Origin of the sequence: Novosphingobium sediminicola, from assembly GCF_014196525.1 — a bacterium.
GTDB classification, from domain to species: Bacteria; Pseudomonadota; Alphaproteobacteria; order Sphingomonadales; family Sphingomonadaceae; genus Novosphingobium; species Novosphingobium sediminicola.
The window spans coordinates 114,024-137,047 of record NZ_JACIDX010000012.1 but is presented as its reverse complement, the minus strand read 5'-3'; the positions used below and the strand labels follow the sequence as shown (position 1 = coordinate 137,047).

19 protein-coding genes are annotated in these 23,024 nt (G+C 63.1%); 8 read left to right on the top strand and 11 right to left on the bottom strand.

Going from position 1 to position 23,024, the window contains the following annotated elements; translation table 11 throughout:
• Positions 1-16: 16 nt before the first annotated feature.
• Positions 17-1,063: a DUF475 domain-containing protein gene (locus GGR38_RS15830; RefSeq protein WP_183627149.1), complete on the top strand. Its 1,047-nt coding sequence runs from the start codon at positions 17-19 to the stop codon at positions 1,061-1,063.
• Positions 1,064-1,277: 214 nt separating this feature from the next.
• Here GGR38_RS15830 and prsR read toward each other — a convergent pair whose 3' ends face one another.
• The 4 genes from prsR to GGR38_RS24560 all read right to left on the bottom strand — a co-directional run bounded on the left by prsR (position 1,278) and on the right by GGR38_RS24560 (position 7,756).
• The gene (gene prsR / locus GGR38_RS15825) at positions 1,278-2,639 is read right to left on the bottom strand and encodes a PEP-CTERM-box response regulator transcription factor (RefSeq protein ID WP_183627148.1); all 1,362 of its coding nucleotides are present in this window, start codon (positions 2,637-2,639) and stop codon (positions 1,278-1,280) included.
• A 1-nt stretch (position 2,640) separates the two neighbouring features.
• Positions 2,641-4,764 carry an XrtA/PEP-CTERM system histidine kinase PrsK gene (gene prsK / locus GGR38_RS15820; protein WP_183627147.1) on the bottom strand — a complete coding sequence of 708 codons (2,124 nt, stop codon included), beginning with the start codon at positions 4,762-4,764 and terminating at the stop codon, positions 2,641-2,643.
• Between the two features lies 1 nt (position 4,765).
• Positions 4,766-6,151, bottom strand: coding sequence for a TIGR03013 family XrtA/PEP-CTERM system glycosyltransferase (locus GGR38_RS15815; RefSeq protein WP_183627146.1), 1,386 nt, complete (start codon positions 6,149-6,151; stop codon positions 4,766-4,768).
• Between the two features lie 126 nt (positions 6,152-6,277).
• Positions 6,278-7,756, bottom strand: a complete 1,479-nt coding sequence (locus GGR38_RS24560) for a methyl-accepting chemotaxis protein (protein WP_183627145.1) — start codon at positions 7,754-7,756, stop codon at positions 6,278-6,280.
• Positions 7,757-7,912: 156 nt separating this feature from the next.
• On the opposite strand from GGR38_RS24560, the gene GGR38_RS15805 reads away from it, so the two are divergent.
• A complete protein-coding gene (locus GGR38_RS15805; RefSeq protein WP_183627144.1) occupies positions 7,913-8,974 on the top strand; it encodes a hypothetical protein in 1,062 nt (353 codons plus the stop codon).
• Here the strand turns inward: GGR38_RS15805 and GGR38_RS15800 are convergent, their stop codons facing one another.
• Positions 8,975-10,276 carry a M28 family peptidase gene (locus GGR38_RS15800; RefSeq protein ID WP_246404761.1) on the bottom strand — a complete coding sequence of 434 codons (1,302 nt, stop codon included), beginning with the start codon at positions 10,274-10,276 and terminating at the stop codon, positions 8,975-8,977. It lies immediately after the preceding gene.
• A gap of 138 nt (positions 10,277-10,414) precedes the next feature.
• On the opposite strand from GGR38_RS15800, the gene ettA reads away from it, so the two are divergent.
• The 3 genes from ettA to GGR38_RS15785 all read left to right on the top strand — a co-directional run bounded on the left by ettA (position 10,415) and on the right by GGR38_RS15785 (position 14,038).
• Positions 10,415-12,088: an energy-dependent translational throttle protein EttA gene (gene ettA / locus GGR38_RS15795; protein ID WP_183627142.1), complete on the top strand. Its 1,674-nt coding sequence runs from the start codon at positions 10,415-10,417 to the stop codon at positions 12,086-12,088.
• Positions 12,089-12,277: 189 nt separating this feature from the next.
• Positions 12,278-13,273 (top strand): RcnB family protein, encoded by a 996-nt coding sequence (locus GGR38_RS15790; RefSeq protein WP_246404758.1) that lies wholly within the window; start codon positions 12,278-12,280, stop codon positions 13,271-13,273.
• Positions 13,274-13,348: 75 nt separating this feature from the next.
• Positions 13,349-14,038, top strand: a complete 690-nt coding sequence (locus GGR38_RS15785; protein ID WP_183627141.1) for a prolyl hydroxylase family protein — start codon at positions 13,349-13,351, stop codon at positions 14,036-14,038.
• 236 nt (positions 14,039-14,274) lie between these two features.
• On the opposite strand, the gene GGR38_RS15780 is transcribed toward GGR38_RS15785, so the two are convergent.
• Positions 14,275-15,867, bottom strand: coding sequence for a lysine--tRNA ligase (locus tag GGR38_RS15780; RefSeq protein WP_183627140.1), 1,593 nt, complete (start codon positions 15,865-15,867; stop codon positions 14,275-14,277).
• A gap of 146 nt (positions 15,868-16,013) precedes the next feature.
• Here GGR38_RS15780 and GGR38_RS15775 point away from each other — a divergent pair, with 146 nt between their 5' ends.
• Together GGR38_RS15775 and GGR38_RS15770 are read left to right on the top strand one after the other, a co-directional pair.
• Entirely contained in the window at positions 16,014-18,797 is a 2,784-nt protein-coding gene (locus GGR38_RS15775) for an ATP-dependent DNA helicase (protein ID WP_183627139.1), read from the top strand.
• 6 nt (positions 18,798-18,803) lie between these two features.
• On the top strand, positions 18,804-19,364 hold the full coding sequence (locus GGR38_RS15770; protein WP_183627138.1) for a SixA phosphatase family protein: 561 nt from the start codon (positions 18,804-18,806) through the stop codon (positions 19,362-19,364).
• Positions 19,365-19,368: 4 nt separating this feature from the next.
• On the opposite strand, the gene GGR38_RS15765 is transcribed toward GGR38_RS15770, so the two are convergent.
• From GGR38_RS15765 to rpmF, 5 genes are all read right to left on the bottom strand, one after another.
• Positions 19,369-19,716, bottom strand: a complete 348-nt coding sequence (locus GGR38_RS15765; protein ID WP_183627137.1) for a MerR family transcriptional regulator — start codon at positions 19,714-19,716, stop codon at positions 19,369-19,371.
• Between the two features lie 36 nt (positions 19,717-19,752).
• The gene (locus tag GGR38_RS15760) at positions 19,753-20,046 is read right to left on the bottom strand and encodes an integration host factor subunit alpha (RefSeq protein ID WP_484549395.1); all 294 of its coding nucleotides are present in this window, start codon (positions 20,044-20,046) and stop codon (positions 19,753-19,755) included.
• Positions 20,047-20,170: 124 nt separating this feature from the next.
• Positions 20,171-21,142, bottom strand: a complete 972-nt coding sequence (locus GGR38_RS15755) for a beta-ketoacyl-ACP synthase III (protein WP_183627136.1) — start codon at positions 21,140-21,142, stop codon at positions 20,171-20,173.
• Positions 21,139-22,209, bottom strand: coding sequence for a phosphate acyltransferase PlsX (gene plsX, locus GGR38_RS15750; protein WP_183627135.1), 1,071 nt, complete (start codon positions 22,207-22,209; stop codon positions 21,139-21,141). The genes GGR38_RS15755 and plsX overlap by 4 nt, the downstream gene beginning before the upstream one ends.
• Positions 22,210-22,252: 43 nt before the next feature.
• Positions 22,253-22,432, bottom strand: coding sequence for a 50S ribosomal protein L32 (gene rpmF, locus GGR38_RS15745; RefSeq protein WP_127707171.1), 180 nt, complete (start codon positions 22,430-22,432; stop codon positions 22,253-22,255).
• Between the two features lie 161 nt (positions 22,433-22,593).
• Between rpmF and GGR38_RS15740 the strand changes: the two genes are divergently transcribed.
• On the top strand, positions 22,594-23,007 hold the full coding sequence (locus tag GGR38_RS15740) for an MAPEG family protein (RefSeq protein WP_221227123.1): 414 nt from the start codon (positions 22,594-22,596) through the stop codon (positions 23,005-23,007).
• Positions 23,008-23,024: the final 17 nt, after the last annotated feature.

Sequence of the window (23,024 nt, the reverse complement as noted above, 5' to 3'; positions counted from 1 at the left end):
CCGGAGTATTTTTCAAGTGACGCAATTTTTGAGGCATTTCGGCGGCTCGCTGATTTTTTCCGCCGTCTGTCTGGCGCTGGCCGCCGCCTATGGCTGGCACGATACCGGCTCGATCTCGGCTGTGGGCGGGATGATCTGGATCGTGCTGGTGCTGGCAGTGCTGGAAGTGTCGCTGTCTTTTGACAATGCGGTGGTCAATGCCGCTGTGCTGAAAGATATGGATGCGGTCTGGCGCAAGCGGTTCCTGACATGGGGCATGCTGTTTGCGGTGTTTGGCACGCGCGTGGCTTTTCCGCTGCTGATCGTGGGCTTTACCGCCGGGCTGGGGCCGGTCGAGGCGGTGCATCTCTCGCTGGATGATCCGGCGCAATATGAGGTGATCATGCGCCATGCGCATATCCCGATTGCGGGCTTTGGCGGCGCGTTTCTGGCGATGGTAGGCCTCGGCTTCTTCATCGACCCGGACAAGGAAACCCATTGGCTGCGCTGGGTCGAGGTGCGGCTGAAGCTGGTCGGTTCGATCAAGGCGGGCGAGGTTGCGCTGCTGTTGCTGGCGCTGGTGCTGATCGGGCGCTGGCTGCCGGGGGATGAGGCTTATACGCTGCTGGTGTCGGGCGTGTTCGGCATTGTGACGTTCATCGCGGTTGAGGCGCTGGGCCATTTCCTGGAAAGCCGCGAGGCGGCGCGCGCGCTGGCGGGCACAGCGGTGCGTTCGGGGCTTGGCGGGTTTCTCTATCTCAACGTGCTCGACTCTTCGTTCAGCCTTGATGGCGTGATCGGCGCCTTTGCCCTGTCGAACAACATGGTCATCATTGCTCTGGGCCTGTCGATCGGCGCGATCTTTGTGCGTTCGTTGACCGTGCTGCTTGTCGAACAGGGCACGCTGTCGGAATATGCCTTCCTTGAGCATGGCGCCTTCTGGGCGATCATCGCGCTGGCGGGGATCATGCTGGGTTCGGCGCTGATGGAAATTCCCGAGACGGTAACGGGTCTGATCGGCGCGGTGCTGATCGGGGCGGCGCTGTGGGCCTCCGTGCGCGAAAATCGGCGCGAGGCGGAGTGATCGTGCCAGTGTGGTTCGTTTGCCACAATGAACAGCTATTCATAAAAATGCCATATACGCCCCATTGAAGCCCCGGCCTTTCTGTGCAAATCGGGCGTTGGAAGAAAAAAAGGGAGGGGAAGGGCGGCTTTCGAGCCGCCCTTTCTTCGTTTCAGGCCCCACACCTTATCGGGTCAGAATTGTACTTATTGGTACGTCAAATCTGACAACGCTATCAGTGCTGCAGGTCATATTGCTTGAGCAAATCGTAGAGCGTGGGTCGACTGATCCCCAACAGCTTGGCGGTCGAGGAAATATTGCCCTCGCTACGCGCCAAGGCCTGACGGATCACGCGCCGGTCGGTGATTTCCCGCGCGGATTTCAGGTTGAGCGGCAATTCCTCCTCGCTCCCCGGCGCATCCAGATCAAGGTCGCCCGCATGGACCAGCTTGCCATCGGCCATGATGACCGCGCGCTTCACACGGTTTTCCAGCTCGCGCACATTGCCCGGCCATCCCCACGCATCCATCGCGGCCAGCGCATCGGGGGCAAAGCCCTTGACCGCCGGGTTCATCTCCTTGGCAAAACGGGCGAGGAAAGCCCGCGCCAACAGCGCCGTATCGCCGGGACGTTCGGCCAGCGAGGGGATCTTGACCACGATTTCGGCCAGCCGATACCACAGATCCTCGCGGAAACGCCCATCGGCGATCATCGCCTCAAGGTTTTGATGGGTGGCGCAGACGATGCGCGTATCGACCGCAATCGAACGCCGCCCGCCGATCCGCTCGATCACCCGCTCCTGCAAAAAGCGCAGCAATTTGACCTGTAGCGCGAAGGGAATATCGCCCACCTCGTCAAGGAACAGCGTGCCGTTATGGGCCTGCTCGATCTTGCCCTCGGTGGTTTTGACCGCGCCGGTAAAGGCGCCCTTTTCATGGCCAAACAGTTCCGATTCCAGCAGGTTTTCCGGGATAGCCGCGCAATTGATGGCGACAAAGGCCCCTGCCCGTCCGCTGGCCTCATGCAATCCGCGCGCCAGCAATTCCTTACCCGTCCCGCTGGCGCCCAGCAGCATGACCGAGACATTGGTGCCCGCCACCCGCTCTATGGTGCGCGCCACGCGCAGCATTTCGGGCGCGGCGGTAATCATCGTGCCCAGCACGCGATTGTCCTTGCCCGCCCGCACGGCCAACGCGCGGTTCTCCGCCTCGAGCCGGTGGAGCCGATAGGCGCGGGCCACGATCAGCGCCATTTCGTCAAAATCCATCGGCTTCTGATAAAAATCATAGGCCCCGCGCCCGATGGCCTGAAGCGCACTTTCGCGCGCGCCATGCCCGCTGGCCACGATCACCTTGGTGTCGGGCTTCAAGGCCATGATCTCGTCCAGCACGGCAAAGCCCTCGCTGGTGCCGTCCGGGTCGGGCGGCAGGCCAAGGTCGAGCGTGACCACCGCAGGCTCTTCGCTGCGCAGCGCCGCCATAGCACCGGCCCGGTCGCCCACCACGATGACCTCGAAATCCTCATAGGCCCATTTGAGCTGAGCCTGAAGGCCCGGATCATCCTCGATCACGAGCAATTTTGGACGGGCATCGCTCATGTCAGGCAACCTTTTGATCATTATCCATGGTTTTCAAAATTTCCGCCGCGCTGGCCAACGGCAGGCGGACGATAAAGCGGGTGCCGATCCCCTCGCGGCTTTCCACATCCAGCCGCCCATGCATCGCGCGCACCAATTCGCGCGCTTCATAGGCGCCAATGCCAAAGCCGCCCGGTTTGGAGGAATCGAAAGGCTTGAACAGGCGGTTGCGCACAAATTCGGGGGCCATGCCATGCCCTGAATCGACGATCTCGATCCGCCCATACAGGCCATCGCCCGAAATCGAGACGAAGACCGGCATGTCCGGCCCGCTGGCATCGACGGCATTCTGGACCAGATGGGTCAGCACCTGTTCGATACTGTGGCCCTGACCCGCCACGGTGCAGGCGTCGCGCTCGATCACCTGAACATTGTGGCGCACGCGGAAATTCTCGGCCAATTGCCGCGCCAAAGCGCCCACCTCGACCGGCTCGGCCTTGTCACCGGCACTGGTGCCATAGCGCGAAAGGCGAGCCACCAAATGGTTCAACTTGTCCGCCGAATTGCGCAAAGTCACCAGCATGTCAGCCCGGAAATCGGGGTTTTCGGCGTGCCGCTCGGCATTGCGGGCAAGCAGGGATAGCTGGCTCGACAGGTTCTTGATGTCGTGCATGACAAAGGCGATGCGGCGATGGAATTCGTCGAAACGCGCCGCCTCGGCCAGCGCCTGCTGCCCCTGATGCTCGGCCAGATAGGTGCCGATCTGTTGCGCCACCACGCGCAGCAGGTCAAAGTCCTCCCAATCCAGCTTGCGGTCCTGCGGTGGGCGGGCAAGGATCACAGCCCCCACCAATCGCCCGTTATGCTGCAAAGGCACCACCGCCCATGCCCGGCTTTCCTCGCGCAGCCATTCGGGGATGGCAATGTCCCTGCCCCCGTTTGCGCGAACCGTGTCCAGATCGACGATATGATCGCTGGCAGCCAGAAAATGCGCGGCAGCCAGCCCCAGCGCCTGGGCCGGAACATCGGCGGTCGGCCATTGCCAGCGCGCGGCCAGCACCATTTCGCCGGTGTCATCAGGCGTCAGCAGCAGGCCCGCCGGGCTGTCGGTAATGTCGGCCATCGCCTGCACGGCGCGCTGGTGCAGCGGGGCGGCGTCCCTGCCCTGCCCGCCGATGGTGCGGGCAAAACGCAGCCATTCCTCGCGATATTCATAACGGTGCTTGAAGAAATGCTTGGTGAACATCACCCGCATCCACCCGCGCATCCGCCGCGAGGGCAGCAGCAATGCGGCCCCCGAAATCGCTGCGATCAGGAAACTGAACTGCCACCACCGGCCCAGTTCGCCACCGGCGCTGGCCAGCCAGCGGGCAATCGCGATCATCCCCACGAAATAGAGGCCGATCACGATCAGCGACATCGACTGAAACGTCACCATCCGCGAAGGCTTCAAACGCAGAGGCTCACGCCCCCTCGTGGCGCCCATCGCCAGAATGCCCGCAAAACCCACATCAAGCAGGCCATGCAGCGACGCCAGCTCGACCGGCCAGTGTTTGGCCAGATAGGCCACCGTATAGAGGTTGAGTTCGAACACCCACACCACCGCCAGCGCCAGCGCGGGCCAGCGCAGCATATGGCGCCCGGTGCTGGACGCACTGGCATAGAGATTATGCACCAGCACCAGCGAGCCCACCACGCCGAGCATCGCCAGCAGGATGTTCATCTGGTAAAGCTCGACCTCGTTCAGCAGCGCGGGATTGACGCGATGCTCGACTAACTGAACCGCAGGCACCAGAATATCGACAAGGCAAAGCGCAGCCACCACCGGCCCGACCTCGGCCAGACTGGTATGGCGCCCATCGCCCGCGAACATCGCATAAATGGCCCACAGATAAGACAGGTTGCGCAGGCCCAGCAGCCCTTGGGCCACAAGGCTAAGCTCGCCCTCGACCACCACGGCAAGGCACCACAGCGCCGTCATGGCCAGCGCGGCGACAATCGCCTTGCCCGCCCCGCTATAGCGCTCGCGCTGGCCCCAGAGGCTGACCGCAACGGTGATGGCGGCGCAGGCGCCCGCCACATGGGCCGCGCTGGCTACCCAGTCCCACAGGCCGGGCCAGTCCCCCAGGCTGGGACCAGCCGCCATCCTAGCGCGCCCCTTCGTGCCAGAGCACCACGCGCAGCGTTTGCAGGATGATCAGGATGTCGAGGAAAGGCGTGTAATTTTTCACGTAATAAAGGTCATATTCCAGCTTGTTGCGCGAATCCTCAAGGCTGGCGCCATAGGGATAATTGACCTGCGCCCAGCCGGTGATGCCCGGTTTGACCATATGGCGTTCGGCATAATAGGACAGCTTGTCCTCAAGGTCGGAAACGAATTCCGGGCGTTCCGGGCGCGGGCCGACAAAGCTCATCTCGCCTTTCAGCACGCTCCACGTCTGGGGCAATTCGTCGATGCGCACCTTGCGGATGAAATTGCCGATGCGGGTGACGCGCGGGTCGTTCTTGGTGGCGAATTGCGCGCCATTGACCTCGGCGTCCAGCCGCATCGAGCGCAATTTGATAACGTCGAAATTCTGGCCATACAGGCCCACGCGGCGCTGGCGGAAAAAGGCCGGACCCTTGCTGTCCAGTTTTACAAGGATGGCGAAAAGCGCAATCACCGGCGCAGTCATGGTCAGCAACAGCAGGCTGACGATGACATCGAAGACCCGCTTGGCGGCGCTGGAAAAGGCGCGGCCCGACGAGAAACCGTCCGAGAAGATGAACCAACTGGGGTTGACCGTATCCAGATCGACGCGACCCGTCTCACGCTCCATAAAGCTGGAGAAATCGTTGACGTGGACGCCAGCCGTCTTGATGCGCAGCAGATCCTTCAAAGGCAGTGCATTGCGGCGTTCTTCCAGCGCCAGCACCACCTCGGACACGCCAAGGTTTTCGACATGCCGCTTCAGATTATGGATCGCGGTGCGCGGGATCGCTTCTTCAACCACCGGGGTGGCCTCGATCATGCCTACATAGCCGACGATGACAAAACCGCTCTCGGCCCGCTCGCCCAGTTCGCGCAGGCGCTGCGCCCGGTGGCCCGCGCCCAGCACCAGCACCCGGCGCCGAAAGGCCGATGTGCCCAGAATGCCGCCCACGATCAGCCGGTTCATCACCAGCATCGCAATCGCCCCCAGCATCGCGTAGAACAGGGTGGAGCGCCAGAAAATCTGGCTGGTGAACAAGGAGTTGAACAGCGCCAGCGCGATCACCCCCAGCGACACCGCCACCAGCAGCCGCGCCGAGGCAAAGCGCACCGAGCGCAAGGCATCGGCCCCGTAAACTCCCACCGCGATCATCGCCATCTGCATCACCATGGCAAAGGCGAAGAGCGGTTGCAGGCGCGTTTCAAAACTTTCCGACGGCATCCCCAACTGATCGGCGCGCAACCGCCAAGCAAAGTCGCCCGAAATCATCAGCAGGACCAGATCGATCAATCCCAGCAGGATCACCGAATGGGGAATGTAATGTTTGAAAAGACGAATCATCGGCCTGCTCAGGTTTGGCGCCGGCCATCAGGCGGGCTTTGGGCAAGACTTAGAGATGAGACGTAAAATGTCGGTAAATTTGACAAAGCACTGGGTAATACATTGCAACGCTTTGCCGCGACGGCATTAGAATTCGCTCCAATCATCGCCCGATGGCGCGGGGGCCAGCGCCAGATTGCCCGCGATGGACATGATATTGCGCTGGGGCGCAGCGCTTAACCGCCGCGCGGCCGCCTTGTCGCGCGACGCTTCGCGTGTCTCGATATCGCGGGTGCGGAATGTGCGCACCATGGCCGAAAGCTGCTCGGCCTCATGCGCCAGATCGCGGGTGGCCGCTGTCGTCTGTTCGACCATGGCGGCGTTTTTCTGGGTCACGCGGTCCAGTTCGTTGACCGCATTATTGACCTGATGGATGTTTTGCGCCTGCAATTCGGCGCTGGTGGCAATGTCGGTGATAACCTCGTTGATCTCGCCCACGCGGCCCATGATAAGGCGCAGCAGATCGCCCGTCTCGCGCACCAGCACGACACCGCCCGACACCTGATCGGCCGACTCATGGATCAATCCGCCAATGTTGCGCGCTGCATCCGCGCTGCGCTGGGCCAAGGCGCGCACCTCATTGGCGACCACGGCAAAGCCTTTGCCCGCCTCGCCCGCGCGCGCCGCCTCAACGCCCGCATTCAAGGCCAGCAGGTTGGTCTGAAACGCAATCCCGTCGATCACGCCCACGATCTTGCCGATTTCCGTGGCCGAACCTTCCAGCGCAGCCATCGCGTCGATCGCCCGCGTCACCACGCCCGCGCCTTCGTCGGCCTGGGTGCAGGTTTCGGCAATCGCGCGCTGGACATCGGCGGCGCGGGTGGCGGTTTCCTGCACGCCATCGGTCACTTGGCTCATCGCGGCGGCGGTTTCCTCCAGCGTGGCGGCTTGCTGGGTGTTGCGCTGGGCCATGTCGTCGCTGGCGCTGCGGATATCCTGAATGGAGGCCATCACGCTGGCCGCGCCCACGCGCACCGATCCGATCGCCTTGGCCAGCGAGATCACCGCCTGATTGAAATTGACGCGGAGTTGCTCGTAATCGGCGGGAAAGGCCGCCTCGATGCGAAATTCCAGATCTTGCGCGGCCAGCCGGTCCAAACCTTCGGTCAGCGCGCGCACCACCTTGTGCTGCTGTTCATCCGCCTCGATCTTGCCCAATGCGGTTTCGCGGAACACGGCGGCGGCGGCATACATTTGCGCCACCTCGTCGCCATGGCTGTCGCCCTCCAGCGCCGGCCCGTAATCGCCCGCCGCCATCGCGTTCAACCGCTGGGCCAGATGCGAAACCGGATCGACCACCGCGCGCGACACAAACATCCCGGCCCACAGCAAAGTGCCCGCCCCCACCACGATGGTGATCAGCGTGGTCATCACCGCCGCCATGATCAGCCCGTCCACACCGCCCTGAGCGCCCGCCGCCGCGCTCAACGCCTGATTGGCGGCATAGAGACGGTAATGGAGAAAGGTGGCGGCCGACACCTGCACCACGCTGACCGCCGCCAGCGCGCCGAGGCAAAACACCAGTTTCTGTCGAATGCCTGCGGTTGATGTGTTCCCGGAAAGCACGCGCGCGACCTCTCATCCTGTTACGATCCAAATCCGCTTTTATCGCCCCGCCGCCAAATCGGACCTTATGCTCTCCCCGGCAAAACTACCTATCCACGCGCGCGCCCGTGCATCTGTGCTCTTGCATCCGCGAAAGGATTGGCCAAAGGAAGGCGCGTGTTAGCCAGACTTCCCCGCCCCGCCGCGATCCTGTTCGCTTTGCTGATGCTTGCCGTGACGGCATGGTGTTTTTCGGTCACGCCACCGCCGATCAAAACGGCGAAAAAGGGCGGCTATACCGATGCGCGCCTGTATCACGACATCTCGGCGCAGGTGGCTCAGGGCAAGCCCTACCATCAGGCGGCGGCGGAATTGCACCGTGCGCATCACTATCCATTGAAACCCTTTTTCACCATGCGTCCGCCCACGGAAATCGAAATCACCGCCATCATCGGCTGGAAGGGTTTTCAGAAACTGTGCATCGTGATGCTGGTGGCGGGCATTTTCACATGGGCCATCGCGCATGAAGGCCGCCTGACGGGCATCGAGCGTTTTCTGGCCGGGGCGGCCATTGCGGCGGGGGGCACGGCGGTGTCCTCGGACTGGCTGATGGCGTTGCAGGAATATCCGGCGGGATTGTGCATTGCGGTGGCATTCGCAGGCGTGATCGGTTGGCCCCGGCAATGGTGGTATGTGGTGCCGGCGCTGGGCGCGGCGCTGTTCATCCGCGAACTGGCGCTGCCTTTTGCCTTGCTGGCGCTGGCCTATGCGGGGTGGAATAGGCGCTGGGTAGAGGTGGGCGTCTGGGCGACGCTCATCGCGGCATGGGGCGTGTTCATGGCGATCCATGCGCAATTGGCCATGGCACAAACGCTGCCCGGCGATATCAAGTCGCAGGGCTGGCATGCGATGCAGGGCTTTTCCGGCTTTTTGAAAGCGGTGATCTATACCACGCCGCTGCAACGCCTGCCGCTGCACTGGGCACTGTTTGGCGCGACGCTGCCATTGGCGGGCTGGCTGGCGCTGGGCGGGCGTGAGGGGGTCTTTGCCAATGTGCTGGTCTGGGGCTATGCGATCATGATCGCCATGTTCTCGCGCCCCGACACGTTCTATTGGGGCGCGATCATGAACCCTTGGTATCTGGTGGGCTATGCCCTGCTGCCGCGCGCGATGGTTCAACTCTATTGGGCGATGCAGGGGCAAAGGCGGGCCGAGGTTGCTCCCCTGCCCGCCGTTTAATCAACCTGCCGGATTGATCGTGCCGGTATAGGAACCCAGAATTTTCAGCACCGCCGCCCATGCATCGACATTCTGCTGCAATTGCGCCGGATCGATCTTGTCCAACGTATCATCGGGCGTGTGGTGCCAGTCGAAATAGCGGATCATGTCCTGATTGAGGTCGATCACCGCCAGTTTCTGCTTTTCGGCAATATAGCCCACATCCTCGCCGCCCTCTGGCGCGCCATCGCCGGTATAGATGCCCATCTTGGCCAATTCCGCCCCTATCCGCTCGGCCAGAGGTTTGTCCTGCGGGGCCATGCGGAACAGGAAGCGGAACACGCGGTCGGCCCCGGTGTCCGATTCCATCACCACCGCATGGGGCTCGGCTCCATGGGCCTTGGCATAGGCCTGTCCGCCAAAACCGCCCATTTCCTCGGTCCCGGCCCACAGCACGCGGATCGTTCGGGCCAACTGGCCCGATTTGCTGGCCTCCAGCGCGGCGGCGGTGATGATGCCGCAGCCCGAGGCGTCATCAATCGCCCCCTGCCCCAGATCCCAACTGTCGAGATGGCAAGCGACAAGGATCGGCGCCAGTTTCGGATCCCGCCCCGGCAATTCGGCGATCACATTGCCCGACATCACCTGCCCGGTGAAACGCGGGGTCAAGGTGACGCTGGCGGTCAGCGGCTTGTCCTTGGCCGCCAGCCGCGCGATCAGATCGGCATCAGGGCTGGACACCGCGCCCGAGGGCAAAGGCTCGCCCTGCGGCGGGATGCGGGTCACGCCGGTATGCGGGCTGCGCGTATGGTCGGTGCCGATGGAGCGGATCAGCAGCGCCGAGGCGCCCTTGGCCGCCGCGATGGTCGGCCCCTGCCGCCGCGCCTCGCCAAAGGGGCCATAGCCGCCGCCGTCCTGAGCCGCTTTCATTGCATGGTCGACAAAGGCGATCTTGCCCCGCAGCGACCCGTCCGGCGCCAGTTTGAGCGCATCGAGCGTGGGGAAATAGACCAGTTCACCATTCACGCCCTGCGGCGGGGTCGCGCCGGAATAGCCCAGCGCCGTCACCGCCAGTTTCTGCGGCACGGGCGCGGTGATCGCGGCCTTTTCCTCGCCGCGCACCCAACCGGTGATCGGGAAAGGCTCGGAGCGCACATTGGCAAAGCCCAGCTCCTTTAACCGCGCCACCGCCCAATCACGCGCGGCGGCCTCGCGCTCGGTGCCGCCAAGGCGCTGGCCCACATCGGTGGTCAGGTCGGTGATGATGGAAAGAGCATCGGATGAACGGGCATCTCCCCCCGCCGCACAGGCAGGAGAAGCCATCAATCCGACTGATAAGGCCAACAGGCTATAGAATTTTCGCATAGGCCAAGGCTATCGCCCAAGCGCCCGCTTGGCAACCGCGCGCCCAAGCTGTAGAGCGGCGCGCAATTCCTCATCCGTTTATCTGGAGACCGCCACGTGGCCGCCCAATATGCCTTCGTCATGAAGAACATGACGAAAACTTTCCCCGGCGCGCAAAAGCCGGTGCTGAACAACATCAGCCTGCAATTCTATCAGGGCGCCAAGATCGGCATCGTGGGCCCCAACGGTGCGGGTAAGTCGACGCTGATCAAGGTCATGGCCGGGATCGACACCGATTTCACCGGCGAGGCATGGGCGGGTGAAAACATCACCGTGGGCTATCTGGAACAGGAGCCCCAGCTCGACAACACCAAGACGGTGCTGGAAAACGTCAAGGATGGCGCGCGCGCCACGGCCGACATGGTCGATCGGTTCAACCAGATCGGCATGGAAATGGCCGAGGAAGACGCCGATTTCGACGCGCTGGGCGCCGAAATGGCCGAGCTTCAGGACAAGATCGACGCGGTGGACGGCTGGACGCTGGACAACCAGCTCGAAATCGCCATGGAAGCGCTGCGCTGCCCCCCCGGCGACTGGCCGGTGGAAAGCCTGTCGGGCGGTGAACGCCGCCGTATCGCGCTGACCCGCCTGCTCATTCAAAAGCCCGACATTCTGCTGCTCGACGAACCGACCAACCACTTGGACGCGGAAAGCGTGGAATGGCTTGAAAACCATCTCAAGGAATATCACGGTGCGGTGCTGATGATCACCCACGACCGCTACTTCCTTGACAATGTGGTGGGCTGGATCCTCGAACTCGACCGCGGAAAGTATTTCCCCTACGAGGGCAATTACTCGACCTATCTGGAAAAGAAGTCGCAGCGCCTGCAGCAGGAAGACCGCGAGGCCACCGGCCGCCAGAAGGCGATCAACGACGAATTGGAATGGATCCGCGCCGGCACCAAGGGCCGCCAGACCAAGTCCAAGGCTCGTATCAAGAAGTTCGAGGAACTGGTCGCCAGCCAGGAAAGCCGTGGCCCCGGCAAGGCCCAGATCGTCATTCAGGTGCCCGAGCGCCTTGGCGGCAAGGTCATCGAGGCCAAGGGCATTTCCAAGAGCTTTGGCGACAAGGTTCTGTTCAAAGACCTTTCGTTCCTGTTGCCGCCGGGCGGCATCGTGGGCGTGATCGGGCCGAACGGCGCGGGTAAGTCCACGCTGTTCAAGATGATCACCGGTCAGGAACAGCCCGATACCGGCACCATCGAAATCGGCAGCACCGTGCGTCTGGGCTATGTTGACCAGAGCCGCGACCATCTGGACCCGACCAAGAACGTCTGGGAAGAAATTTCCGACGGGCTGGATTACATGAAGGTCAACGGCTTCGACACCTCGACGCGCGCCTATGTCGGCGCCTTCAACTTCAAGGGTCAGGATCAGCAGAAGAACGTCGGCAAGCTGTCGGGCGGTGAACGCAACCGCGTCAACATCGCCAAGATGCTGAAGCGCGGCGGCAACGTGCTGCTGCTCGACGAACCGACCAACGACCTTGACGTGGAAACGCTGGCCGCTCTGGAAGAAGCCATCGAAAACTTCGCAGGCTGCGCCGTGGTCATCAGCCACGATCGCTTCTTCCTTGACCGTCTGGCCACGCATATTCTTGCTTTCGAAGGCAACAGCCATGTCGAATGGTTCGAGGGCAACTTCGAGGCCTATGAAGAAGACAAGCGCCGCCGCCTTGGCGATGCGGCCGACCGTGCAAGCGCGGGCGCCTACAAAAAGCTGACGCGCTGATCGCGGTTTGAGCGTATAAAGGGGGCGGCAGGCGTAAGGCTTGCCGCCCCTTTTTGTATGAACAAAGGCCAACGGCCCGGTTCAGAATGTGGACAGCGCCCCAAGCCTATACAGAAGATCACAGGAAGTGAACCGGCCGTGCGAAGGGAAGCATGGCGCCCGGCCAACGCTTCGACTGGGAGGTGGCTTATGAAGACGATCACACTGGCCAATCTGGCGATGGGCCTCGCGCTGCTTTCGATCCCGGTGCAGGCGATGGCGCAGGAAAATCACGACCACGGCAATCGCGGCGGCGGGCGGGGCCCGGAAGTGTCGGGCGGCGAACGCCGTGGCGGCGGCGCGCCCATGCCGAACGGCGGCGGTAATATGGGTGGCGGGCGCGGCGGGCCTCAGGGCCAGGCGCAACCTCAGCCGCAGGGCCAGCCGATGGGCAGCGGTTTTAACGGCGGACGCGGCGGCGGGCAGCCTTCGTGGGGCGGTGGTGGAAATCCTGCTCCGGCGGCGCGGCCTGCTCCGGCGGCACCTCCGGCACCGGCCGCACCGGGCGGCGGCGGATGGAATGGCGGCAATCGCGGCCCCGACCGTGGCGGCTGGGGCGGCCAAGGCAATGTTCAGCCCCCGCGCAATGATAGCCCCCGTGGCGATATGCGCAGTGATGGCCCGCGCGGGGACATGCAGCGCAATGACCGCCCGCGCGGCGGTAATGAGAGCTGGCGCGGCACGCCGGGCTGGCCTCAGGGCGGCGTCAATCGCGGGCCGCAAGGCTGGGACCGTGGACCTCAGGGCGCCTATAATCGCGGCCCCAACAACGGCTGGAACGGCAATCGCGGCCCGGGCGGCAATCCCGGCATGAACGCCCCGCGCGGCGACTATCGCCGCTGGACGCAGGACTGGCGCCGTGACAACCGCTACGACTGGCAGCGCTATCGCACCAGCAACCGGATGGCTTTCCACATCGGGCGCTATAACCCGCCCTATCGCGGCTATGCCTATCGCCGGCTCAGCGTGGGTCTGTTCCTGCAACCGCTGTTCTACAGCCAGAGCTATGTGATCTACGACCCCTATAACTATCGCCTGCCCGAGGTTTACGGGCCGTATCAGTGGGTGCGCTATTATGACGATGCGCTACTGGTTGATACGTATACCGGCGAGGTCGTGGACGTGCTTTACGATTTCTTCTGGTAAACAAAAGCCCAAAAGGGTCGCAAAGGACAGGGCGGGGTTGATCCTCCGCCCTGTTCTGTTTCATATCGGAAACCCATGACCAACCCTGATCCCGCACCCGACCGTGACGCCCTGATTGCCCAGGGCGATGCCGTGCGCGCCCGGCTCGATGCCGACCCCTATGCCTATCGCGTGCCGCTCGACACGATGGATATGTATGCGATCACCGATTTTCTCTCGGCGGCCGAATGCCATCGCTTTATGACGCTGGTGGACGAGGTCGCACGCCCATCGGCCACATTCGAGCCGGGCAACCAGCAGGACTATCGCACCAGCTTTTCCGGCGATGTCGACCGGGCCAATCCCTTCGTCGCCATGATCGAGCGGCGGATCGACGATCTGATGGGCATCGACCCGGTCTGCGGCGAGGCGATACAGGGACAGCGCTATGCCGTGGGTCAGGAATATCGCGGCCATTGCGACTGGTTCCCCCCGCTCTCGGCCTATTTCCAGAAAGAAGTGCCATGCGGGGGGCAGCGCAGTTGGACCGCGATGATCTACCTCAACGAACCCGATGAGGGCGGCGAGACCGACTTCATGCATGTCGGCGTCTGCGTTCAGCCGCGTCTGGGCATGTTGCTGGTGTGGAACAATGCCAACCGCAACGGTGAGGTCAACACATACACCCAGCATGCAGCCAAGCCCGTCACCAAGGGGCAGAAATATGTGATCACCAAATGGTATCGCACGCGGGAATGGTCGGCGCGGATGGCGGATGCGGAGTAGGGTTTGCAGGGGTTTGAAGGTTTGCCTCCGGCGGGCAAAGGGACTTGTCCCTTTGCAATCCCGTTAATGGGGGGGCTGGAAGGCGGGTCTGGGTGCTGATAAAATTAAAGCCTGCGGCGCGATTATTGGGCGCCGCAGGCTTTAATTTTTGAAACGCTGGGTCCGACACTCTTGGCCGAACTCATGGCGCAACGAAGACATTAATGGGAGCGCGAGGGACAAGTCCCTCGCATCAATCACCCTTCCAACGCCTCAGCAATCAGCTTGCGCGTATTCTCCACGCCATAGAGCGCGATGAACGACCCCATACGCGGCCCCTGCGAGCTGCCCAGCAGCGTCTCGTACAGCGCCTTGAACCAGTCACGCAGGCTCTCGAAGCCGAAATGCGGGTCCTTGCCGATTTCATAGACGATGTTCTGCAGCAATTCGGCCGTGGCGTCGTCGCTGGTCGCGGCCAGTTCTTCGTCCAGCGCGGCCAGAGCTGCGGCTTCACCTTCCTCGGGCTTGCGGCGGTTCAGCGTGGGCGCGATGAAGTCGCGGTTATAGGCCAGTGCCCGCGTCACCAGCGCATCGAGCGCGGGATGGGCTTCGGGGCGGGCATCCTCGACATAATTGGCAAGGTAGGACCAGACCTGATCGCGCGTGGCATGAGCGCCCAGCACGCCGACCAGATTGAGCAGCAGGCCAAAGCTGACCGGCAGTTTTTCGCCCTCACCGCCCTGATAACCATTGGTGCGCAGCAAATGCCACACCGGATTGCCTAATTGCTGCTCGATCGGCTGCGTAGCCAGCTTTTCGCGGAACTGCCAATATTCGTCCACCGCGCGGCCGATGATGCCGGGGTGCAGGCTCTTGGCGCTCTTGGGATCACGGAAGAGGTAGAAGCCCAGCGACTCCTCGCTGCCATAGGTCAGCCATTGCTCGATGGTCAGGCCGTTGCCCTTGGACTTGCTGATCTTCTCGCCCTTCTCGTCGAGGAAGAGTTCATAGATCAGCCCCTCCGGCTTCTGCCCGCCCAGCACGCGGGCGATCTTGCCGCTCTGCGTCACCGAGTCGGTCAGATCCTTGCCGCACATTTCATAATCGACGCCCAGCGCCACCCAGCGCATGGCCCAATCAACCTTCCATTGCAGCTTGGACCGGCCACCGAACACACTCTGTTCGATCACTTCGCCCTCATCCTCGAACCGGATCATGCCCGTTTCGACATCGACCACCTCGATGGGAACCTGCAGCACCACCCCGCTCTTGGGGCTGACCGGCAGGATCGGCGAATAGGTCTTGCGGCGTTCCTCGCGCAGGGTCGGCAGCATGATGCCCATGATCTTGTCATAGGCGCGCAGCACGCCGCGCAAGGCATCATCGAAAGCGCCCGAATTATAGCGGTCGCTGGCCGAAACGAACTCGTAGTCAAAACCGAACTGATCGAGGAAATCGCGCAGCATCGCATTGTTATGATGCGCAAAGCTCTCATGCGTGCCGAAAGGATCGGGAATGCGGCTCAAAGGCTTGCCCAGATTGTCGGCCAGAACCTGCCCATTGGGCACATTGTCGGGCACCTTGCGCAGCCCGTCCATATCATCCGAAAACGCCACCAGACGCGTGGGCGCGCCAGTCAGCACCTCGTAGGCGCGGCGCACCAGCGTCGTGCGCAACACTTCCTGAAACGTGCCGATATGCGGCAGGCCCGATGGGCCATAGCCCGTCTCGAACAGCACCGGCTCTCCGCCCGGTTTCCCGTTCGGATAGCGTTTCACGATCTTGCGGGCCTCCTCGAAAGGCCATGCTTTGGAAACCTGTGCGGCGGCAAGAAGTGCTTCGTCTGTCATAATGCCACGCCTTTTGCCCAAGGGGCCCAAAATGGCAAGCAGGGAAACGCCGCCGGCAACTTCGAACACATTTTGTTCTCCCGACAGGGTAAAACCGGGCGCTCCTCCATTGCCAAGCCGCCCGCGCCCCGGCATCAGTCGGGGCGATGGATGACGCCCCCGCCCCTTATGCGCCGCCCGCCGCGCTGGACCTGCCCGCTCTGCATGCCAATCACAGCGGCTGCTGGCTGCGTATGCGCGGCTGCGCCACCAATGCGGTGGGCAAGGGCGAGGCGATTGTCACCGCCGCCGATACGCCGCTGCTGATCCTCAACGCGCCGCTGGTGGCCAGTCGGCTGGGCTATCCCGATCTGTCGGGGCTGGATCTGCTTGAACTCTATGCCTTTGTGCATCCTGCGTGCTTTGTCGTGCCCACACCCAAGGGGCTGGCCCAAGCGCTGGGTTTGGCACAGCCGACGGGCGATGCCGATGTGCCGCTGCTGCTGCAACAAGCCGCCGCCGCGCTGCTGGCCCATTGCGGCGCGCCCGACTGGGCCGAGCGCGAAGGGGCATGGACCGCGTTGCAGGGGCTGGCCAAATTGCGCTGGTCATGGGCGCCGGTGTTGGCCACTGCGATTGAGAAACCGGCGCGGGCCGAACGCTGGCTGTTTTCGCGCCTGCCCGAATGGGAGGAAACCGCCGAGCGCCCCCAGCCCGCACAGGTCGATCTGCTGCAGGCCGATGTGCTGGGCCAATTGGACCATATCACCGGCCATGGCAGCGAGGCGCGTCAGGGCCAGCAGGATTATGCCGCCCGCGCCGCCCATATCTTCGCCCCCCGCACCGCGCGCGGCGCGCCCCACATGCTGCTGGCCGAAGCGGGCACGGGCACGGGCAAGACTTTGGGCTATCTGGCCCCCGCCTCGCTCTGGGCCCATGCCAGCGGCGGGACGGTCTGGGTCTCGACCTATACCAAGGCGCTGCAACGCCAATTGCGGCGAGAGGCGCGGCGCGTGTGGGGCGATTCCAACCGCGTGGTGGTGCGTAAAGGGCGTGAGAACTACCTGTGCCTGCTCAACCTTGAGGATGCGCTGCAAGGCGGATTTGGCGGGCGGGCGGCGATCCTGGCGCAACTGGTCGCACGCTGGGCCGCCTATACGCAGGATGGGGATATGATCGGGGGCGATCTGCCGGGCTGGCTGGGGACTTTGTTCCGCCAACGGGGGATCACCTCGCTGACCGACCGGCGCGGCGAATGCGTTTATGCTGGCTGCCCGCATTACCGCAAATGTTTCATCGAACGCTCCGCACGCGCCAGCGCCGAGGCCGATCTGGTGATCGCCAACCATGCGCTGGTGATGGTCAATGCCGCGCGGGGCAAGGATGTCGCCCTGCGCCCCACCCGCATCGTCTTTGACGAAGGCCACCATGTATTCGAGGCCGCCGACAGCACCTTTTCCGCCGACCTGACCGGCGCGGAGGCCATCGAATTGCGCCGCTGGGTGATCGGGCCCGAAAAGGGATCGAAAGGCCGCCGCAGGGGCCTGTCCGCCCGCCTTGCTGATGTGGCCAGCTATGATGAAGCAGGCGCCCGCGCCATCGCCGCCGCGCGTGAGGCGGCCGAGGCGCTGCCCGGCGATGGCTGGCTGCAACGCGTGGTAGAGGGCGAGCCGAGCGGCGAAATCGAGCAATTGCTGGCCGCCGTGCGCGCCACGACCTTTGCCCGCGACGAGAGCGGCGGGCAGGAGGCGGGCTATGGCGTGGAGACCGAAGCGGCCTCCTTGGATGGCCCGTTTATCGAGGCGGCGCTGGCGGCCGGCGAGGCTTTGGCTCGGCTGCGCAAACCGTTGATCCAGTTGGGGTTGCGACTGGAGGCGATCATGGACGAGCCGCCCGACTGGCTGGATGGCCAAGGCCGCGCGCGGATCGAGGGTGCGCGCTCATCCCTGACATGGCGGGTCGATCTGATCGCCGCTTGGGAGGCTTTGCTGGCGCGACTGTCGGGGCCGGTCGATCCGGGCTTTGTTGACTGGCTGGCGGTGGACCGGGCCGATGGGCGCGAATATGACATGGGGCTCCATCGCCGCTGGGTCGATCCGATGCAGCCCTTTGCCGCCACGGTGCTGAACGGCGCGCATGGGGTGATGATGACCAGCGCGACGCTGCGCGACCGGGCCGGGGACGCAGATTGGGATCAAAGCTGGGAGGGCGCCGTGGCGCGTTCGGGCGCGCCGCATATCGAGGTGGCGCCCGAAGTGGCCGCCTTTGAAAGCCCCTTTGACTATGCCAATCAGGCCGAGGTGCTGATCGTCACCGACATTCCGCGCGGTGATATTCCGGCGCTGGCCGGGGCTTATGGGCAGTTGATTGAGGCGAGCGGCGGCGGCGCGCTGGGCCTGTTCACCGCGATCCGGCGGCTGCGCGCGGTGCATGGGCGGATTGCCGACCGCATGGCGCGCAATGGCCTACCGCTCTATGCCCAACATGTCGATCCGATTGATACCGGCACGCTGGTCGATATTTTCCGCGATGATCCCCATGCGTCTTTGCTGGGCACCGATGCCTTGCGCGACGGGGTCGATGTGCCGGGAGATTCTTTGCGGCTGGTCATCATGGAGCAGGTGCCTTGGCCCAAGCCCTCGATCCTGCACCGCGCGCGGCGTCTCGCCCATCCGCAGGGCGGTCAGGCGCATGATGACCGCATCATCCGCGCCCGCCTGGCGCAGGCCTTTGGCCGGTTGATCCGAGGGCGCGGCGACCGGGGGCATTTCGTGGTTCTGTCCGCCGCCTTCCCCTCGCGCCTGCTGACCGCCTTTCCCGCCGGAACGCCGGTTGTGCGCTGCACGCTATCTGAGGCTTTACAAAGGCTGCGCGCCCATGCTTCAGGCGATGCTTCTTCTCCGCAGTCCGAGTCTCCGGCCCAAAGCCCGGATGGCCGTCAATTTGGTTGAACACATATGAAAACGCTGGGCCTGTTGCGTCACGCCAAATCCGATTGGGGCGATGCGCGCGCGCGCGATTTCGACCGCCCATTGAACGAACGCGGGCGCAAGGGCGCGCCGTTGATGGGCAAGCATATTGACGAATATTGCGCGCAGCGAGGCCTGCGCTGGGATCGCATTCTGGCCTCACCCGCAGTGCGCGCGGCCGAAACCATTGAGCTTGGCGCGCAGGGGGCCGGTTATGGCCATGCGCTGCCGGTGAATTGGGACCGGCGGATTTATCTGGCCTCCTCGGCCTCGCTGCTTGATGTGCTGCGCGATCAGGATGACAGCGTGGAATCGGTGCTGTTGGTCGGCCATAATCCGGGGTTGGAGGATCTGATCTTCGACCTCGTGCCCGATGATGGTTCGTCTCCTCTGCGCGACGTGGTCGAGCAAAAATTCCCCACCGCCGCCTTTGCAGTGATGGAGGTGGATGCAGCAAGCTGGAAAGACATTGAGGAAGGACAGGCGCGGCTGGTTCACCTGATGCGGCCGCGCGATCTCGATCCGGCGTTGGGGCCGGAGAGGCTTTAAGCTTTTACGCCAGCGCGCGGGCCAGTTGCGCGCGCAGGGCGATCAGATCATCCAGCAATTGCGGATCACCGGAGCGTTGCGAATCGGGTTCCGGCGTCAGTTCAACCTTATCGCGCGATTGCAGCCACTTCTTGGCTCCGCGCAGAGTAAACCCCTCGCGGTGGACCAGACGGTCGATGGTGCGCAGCAATTCGACATCTTCGGGCCGGTACAGGCGGCGCCCCCCGGCACGCTTCACCGGGCGCAACATCGGGAATTGCTCTTCCCAATAGCGCAGCACGTGGGGCTGGATAGACAGTTCCTTGGACACTTCGCCAATGGTGCGGAATGCCTCAGGTGCTTTTTCCGTCATGCCAGCCACACTTGCCTGTTACAGATCGCGCGCGGATTAACCCGCGACGCGGTCCTTCAGCATCTGGCTGGCGCGGAAGGTCAGCACGCGGCGAGGCGTGATCGGCACTTCGACACCGGTTTTGGGATTGCGGCCCACGCGCTCGCTCTTGTCGCGCAGCAGGAAGGTGCCAAAGCCCGAGATCTTGACGTTCTCGCCCTCGGCAAGGGAGTCTGAGACCAGATCGAGAATCGATTCCACCATGTTGAGGGAATCGGCCCGCGACAGGCCCAGTTTGCGGTTGATGGCTTCGGCCAGATCAGCTCTTGTCAGCGTAGACATAGATCGCACTATTATCCCCTCCAAAGGCCTCTTGTGGGCACCCCTCGCCCCACAAGATAGCAAATATCGCGGGCAATACAATGCTATCCCGCGTCGATTTCGACGCAATATAAGCAAATCCGAAAGAAAGGGTTTAGATGCGGATCAGGCTTGCGCCCCATGTAAATCCGCCGCCCATAGCCTCAAGCATGACCAGCTGGCCCGGCTTGATCCGGCCATCGCGGATCGCGCAATCCAGCGCCAAAGGCACCGATGCAGCCGAAGTATTGGCATGATCCTGCACCGTCACCACGACCTTTTCCGAAGGCATGTGGAGCTTCTTGGCGGTGGCCTCAAGGATGCGGGCATTGGCCTGATGCGGCACCAGCCAGTCGATATCTTCCGACTTAAACCCTGCTTCTTCAAGCACTTCGCCAAGCACAGTGGCCAGATTGACCACGGCATGACGGAACACTTCGCGCCCCTTCATCCGCAGCTTGCCCACGTCCCCGGTGGTCGAAACGCCGCCATCGACAAAGAGCAACTGGTTGTGCGCGCCATCGGCATGAAGCTTGGTCGCCAGAATGCCCGGAGCATTGGCGTCCTCGCTTTCGCGCGCCTCCAACACCACCGCGCCCGCGCCGTCGCCGAACAGAACGCAGGTCGTGCGGTCCTCCCAATCGAGGATGCGGCTGAAAGTTTCCGCACCGATCACCAGCGCGCGACGCGCCTGACCACAGCGCAGCATCGAATCGGCCACGCCCATCGCATAAAGGAAGCCCGAGCAGACCGCCGCCACGTCAAAGGCGATTCCGCCATTGGCGCCAATCGCATGCTGCACGATCGTGGCCGTCGCCGGAAAGGTCTGGTCCGGGGTCGCCGTGGCCAGAATGATGAGGTCAACGTCCTTGCCATCGACGCCCGCAGCCTCAAGTGCCTGCCGGGCCGCGGCCGTGGCCAGCGAAGAGGTCGTTTCCCCCTCGCCCGCCAGATAGCGTTGACGGATACCGGTGCGCTCGACGATCCATTCGTCGCTGGTATCAACCTTTTCGGCCAGTTCCGCATTGGGAACAACCCGCGTGGGCAGCGCGCTGCCCGTACCGATCAGAACCGAACGCCGCGTCATCCCTGCCCAGCCTCGGCCGTAACCTTGTGAGGAGCGCGCAGCGTTTCGGTGCCGAGCCTTGCCAGGTCAGCCTTGATCCGTTCGGTCAGATTTTCCTCCAGCAGCCGTTGGGTTACCCCAACCGCATTCGCCACCCCCAGCGCATTCGCGCTGCCATGGCTTTTGACAACGACCCCGTTCAGGCCGAGAAACACGGCGCCATTATGATTATTGGGGTCGAGATGATGTTTGAGCAGGTCGGTCGCAGGGCGTGAGATCAGAAAGCCGATCTTCGAACGCAGCGAGGACGAGAAAGAGCGGCGCAGCAGATCACCCACAAAACGGGCGGTGCCTTCAATCGCCTTAAGCGCGATATTACCGGAAAAGCCATCGGTTACAACGACATCGACCTCGCCGCGACAGATCTTGTCCGCCTCGGTAAAGCCATCAAAGACCATCGAGAGATCACCGGCCCGCTCCTTGAGCAAAGCGGCGGCATCGCGCAATTCCTCGGTGCCCTTATTGTCTTCGGTGCCGATGTTCAGCAGGCGCACACGCGGCTCGGGCTGGCTGTTCACGATCCGCGCATAGGCAGCGCCCATGATCGCGAATTGCACCAGATTGCGCGCGTCGCATTCCGTGTTGGCGCCCAGATCGAGCATCACAACGTCGCTGGGCTGAAGCGTGGGCATGATCGCGGCCAGAGCCGGACGGTCAATGCCGGGTATCGTGCGCAGGGCCAGCTTGGAGATGGCCATGAGCGCGCCGGTATTGCCGGCGCTCAGGGCCGCGCCTGCCGAACCATTCTTAACGGCATGGATAGCCATGCCCATCGATGTGGTTCGCGCGCGGCGCAGAGCCTGACTTGGCTTTTCCTCCCCACTGATGACATCATCAGCGTGGAGGATCTCTACCAGCGGACGCAGGGCCGAATGTCGATCCAGCGTCCGCTCAATCCTCGATTGGTCACCCACGAGGAGGAAGCGCACCTGCGGATAACGGTCCGCCGCCAAGGCCGCACCAGCGACCATGACCTGCACACCTTCATCCCCGCCCATCGCGTCGATTGCGATACGCGGAAAATTCATGATGCAACTACCCCTTCACAGGCCCCCAACCGGGGGCCGGACATCAAAGACCGACTGCGATGATCTCACGACCATTGTAATGGCCGCAAGACGGGCAGAGGTTGTGCGGGCGCTTCAGTTCGCCGCAGTTCGAGCACTCGTGGAAAGCTTCGACCTTCAGCGCATCATGGCTGCGACGCATGCCGCGACGGCTGGGGGAAGTTTTTCTCTTAGGGACAGCCATTTCGGCACCTATTCCTGAAAAATACGAATTAGACGACAAAAGCCGCCAGACATGCGTTGCCGCATAGGCGGATGCGAAGCGGCGCCTATACCGGATTTCTCGTGCGTTGCAAGTCGCTGATGGCTATGGCGCCCATGAAAGATCGCAAGGGAGTTACAAATATGAACCTGCTGGGCCTTACACCCGTGCTTTTGCCCACAACTCTGTGCCTTTGCGCGGCGGCGGCCGTTATCAATTTCTGGCTTGGCGTGCGCATCGGGCGGCTGCGCATCGCGCGAAAGGTGGAAATGGGTGATGGTAATGACCCGCTGATCTATGCCCGGATGCGGGCCCAATCGAACTTTATCGAGAATACGCCCATCACCCTGATTCTCGTCGCGGTGGTCGAACTGGCGGGCAAGGGCGGCTGGTGGCTGCCGGTGGCGGGCGCAGTGTTCATGGGCGGGCGCGTGATGCACGCCTTTGGCATGGACGGAAATTTCAAGCCCGGCCGCCCCTTCGGCACGGCCAGCGCCTATCTGGTGCAACTGGCCCTTGCCGTGGTGGCGGTGCTGACGGCGGTTCGCGTGATCTGAACCGCCGCCCGCCCACA

What these genes read in the sequence shown, in the direction of transcription:
- plsX (WP_183627135.1), bottom strand. Translation starts at nt 22,209, where the DNA reads ATGAATTTTCCGCGTATCGCAATCGACGCGATGGGCGGGGATGAAGGT.
- GGR38_RS15755 (WP_183627136.1), bottom strand. Translation starts at nt 21,142, where the DNA reads ATGACGCGGCGTTCGGTTCTGATCGGTACGGGCAGCGCGCTGCCCACG.
- prsK (WP_183627147.1), bottom strand. Translation starts at nt 4,764, where the DNA reads ATGGCGGCTGGTCCCAGCCTGGGGGACTGGCCCGGCCTGTGGGACTGG.
- rpmF (WP_127707171.1), bottom strand. Translation starts at nt 22,432, where the DNA reads ATGGCTGTCCCTAAGAGAAAAACTTCCCCCAGCCGTCGCGGCATGCGT.
- GGR38_RS15815 (WP_183627146.1), bottom strand. Translation starts at nt 6,151, where the DNA reads ATGATTCGTCTTTTCAAACATTACATTCCCCATTCGGTGATCCTGCTG.
- GGR38_RS15800 (WP_246404761.1), bottom strand. Translation starts at nt 10,276, where the DNA reads ATGGCTTCTCCTGCCTGTGCGGCGGGGGGAGATGCCCGTTCATCCGAT.
- GGR38_RS15790 (WP_246404758.1), top strand. Translation starts at nt 12,278, where the DNA reads ATGAAGACGATCACACTGGCCAATCTGGCGATGGGCCTCGCGCTGCTT.
- GGR38_RS15785 (WP_183627141.1), top strand. Translation starts at nt 13,349, where the DNA reads ATGACCAACCCTGATCCCGCACCCGACCGTGACGCCCTGATTGCCCAG.
- GGR38_RS15765 (WP_183627137.1), bottom strand. Translation starts at nt 19,716, where the DNA reads ATGACGGAAAAAGCACCTGAGGCATTCCGCACCATTGGCGAAGTGTCC.
- GGR38_RS15775 (WP_183627139.1), top strand. Translation starts at nt 16,014, where the DNA reads ATGGATGACGCCCCCGCCCCTTATGCGCCGCCCGCCGCGCTGGACCTG.
- GGR38_RS15780 (WP_183627140.1), bottom strand. Translation starts at nt 15,867, where the DNA reads ATGACAGACGAAGCACTTCTTGCCGCCGCACAGGTTTCCAAAGCATGG.
- prsR (WP_183627148.1), bottom strand. Translation starts at nt 2,639, where the DNA reads ATGAGCGATGCCCGTCCAAAATTGCTCGTGATCGAGGATGATCCGGGC.
- GGR38_RS15740 (WP_221227123.1), top strand. Translation starts at nt 22,594, where the DNA reads ATGAACCTGCTGGGCCTTACACCCGTGCTTTTGCCCACAACTCTGTGC.
- GGR38_RS15770 (WP_183627138.1), top strand. Translation starts at nt 18,804, where the DNA reads ATGAAAACGCTGGGCCTGTTGCGTCACGCCAAATCCGATTGGGGCGAT.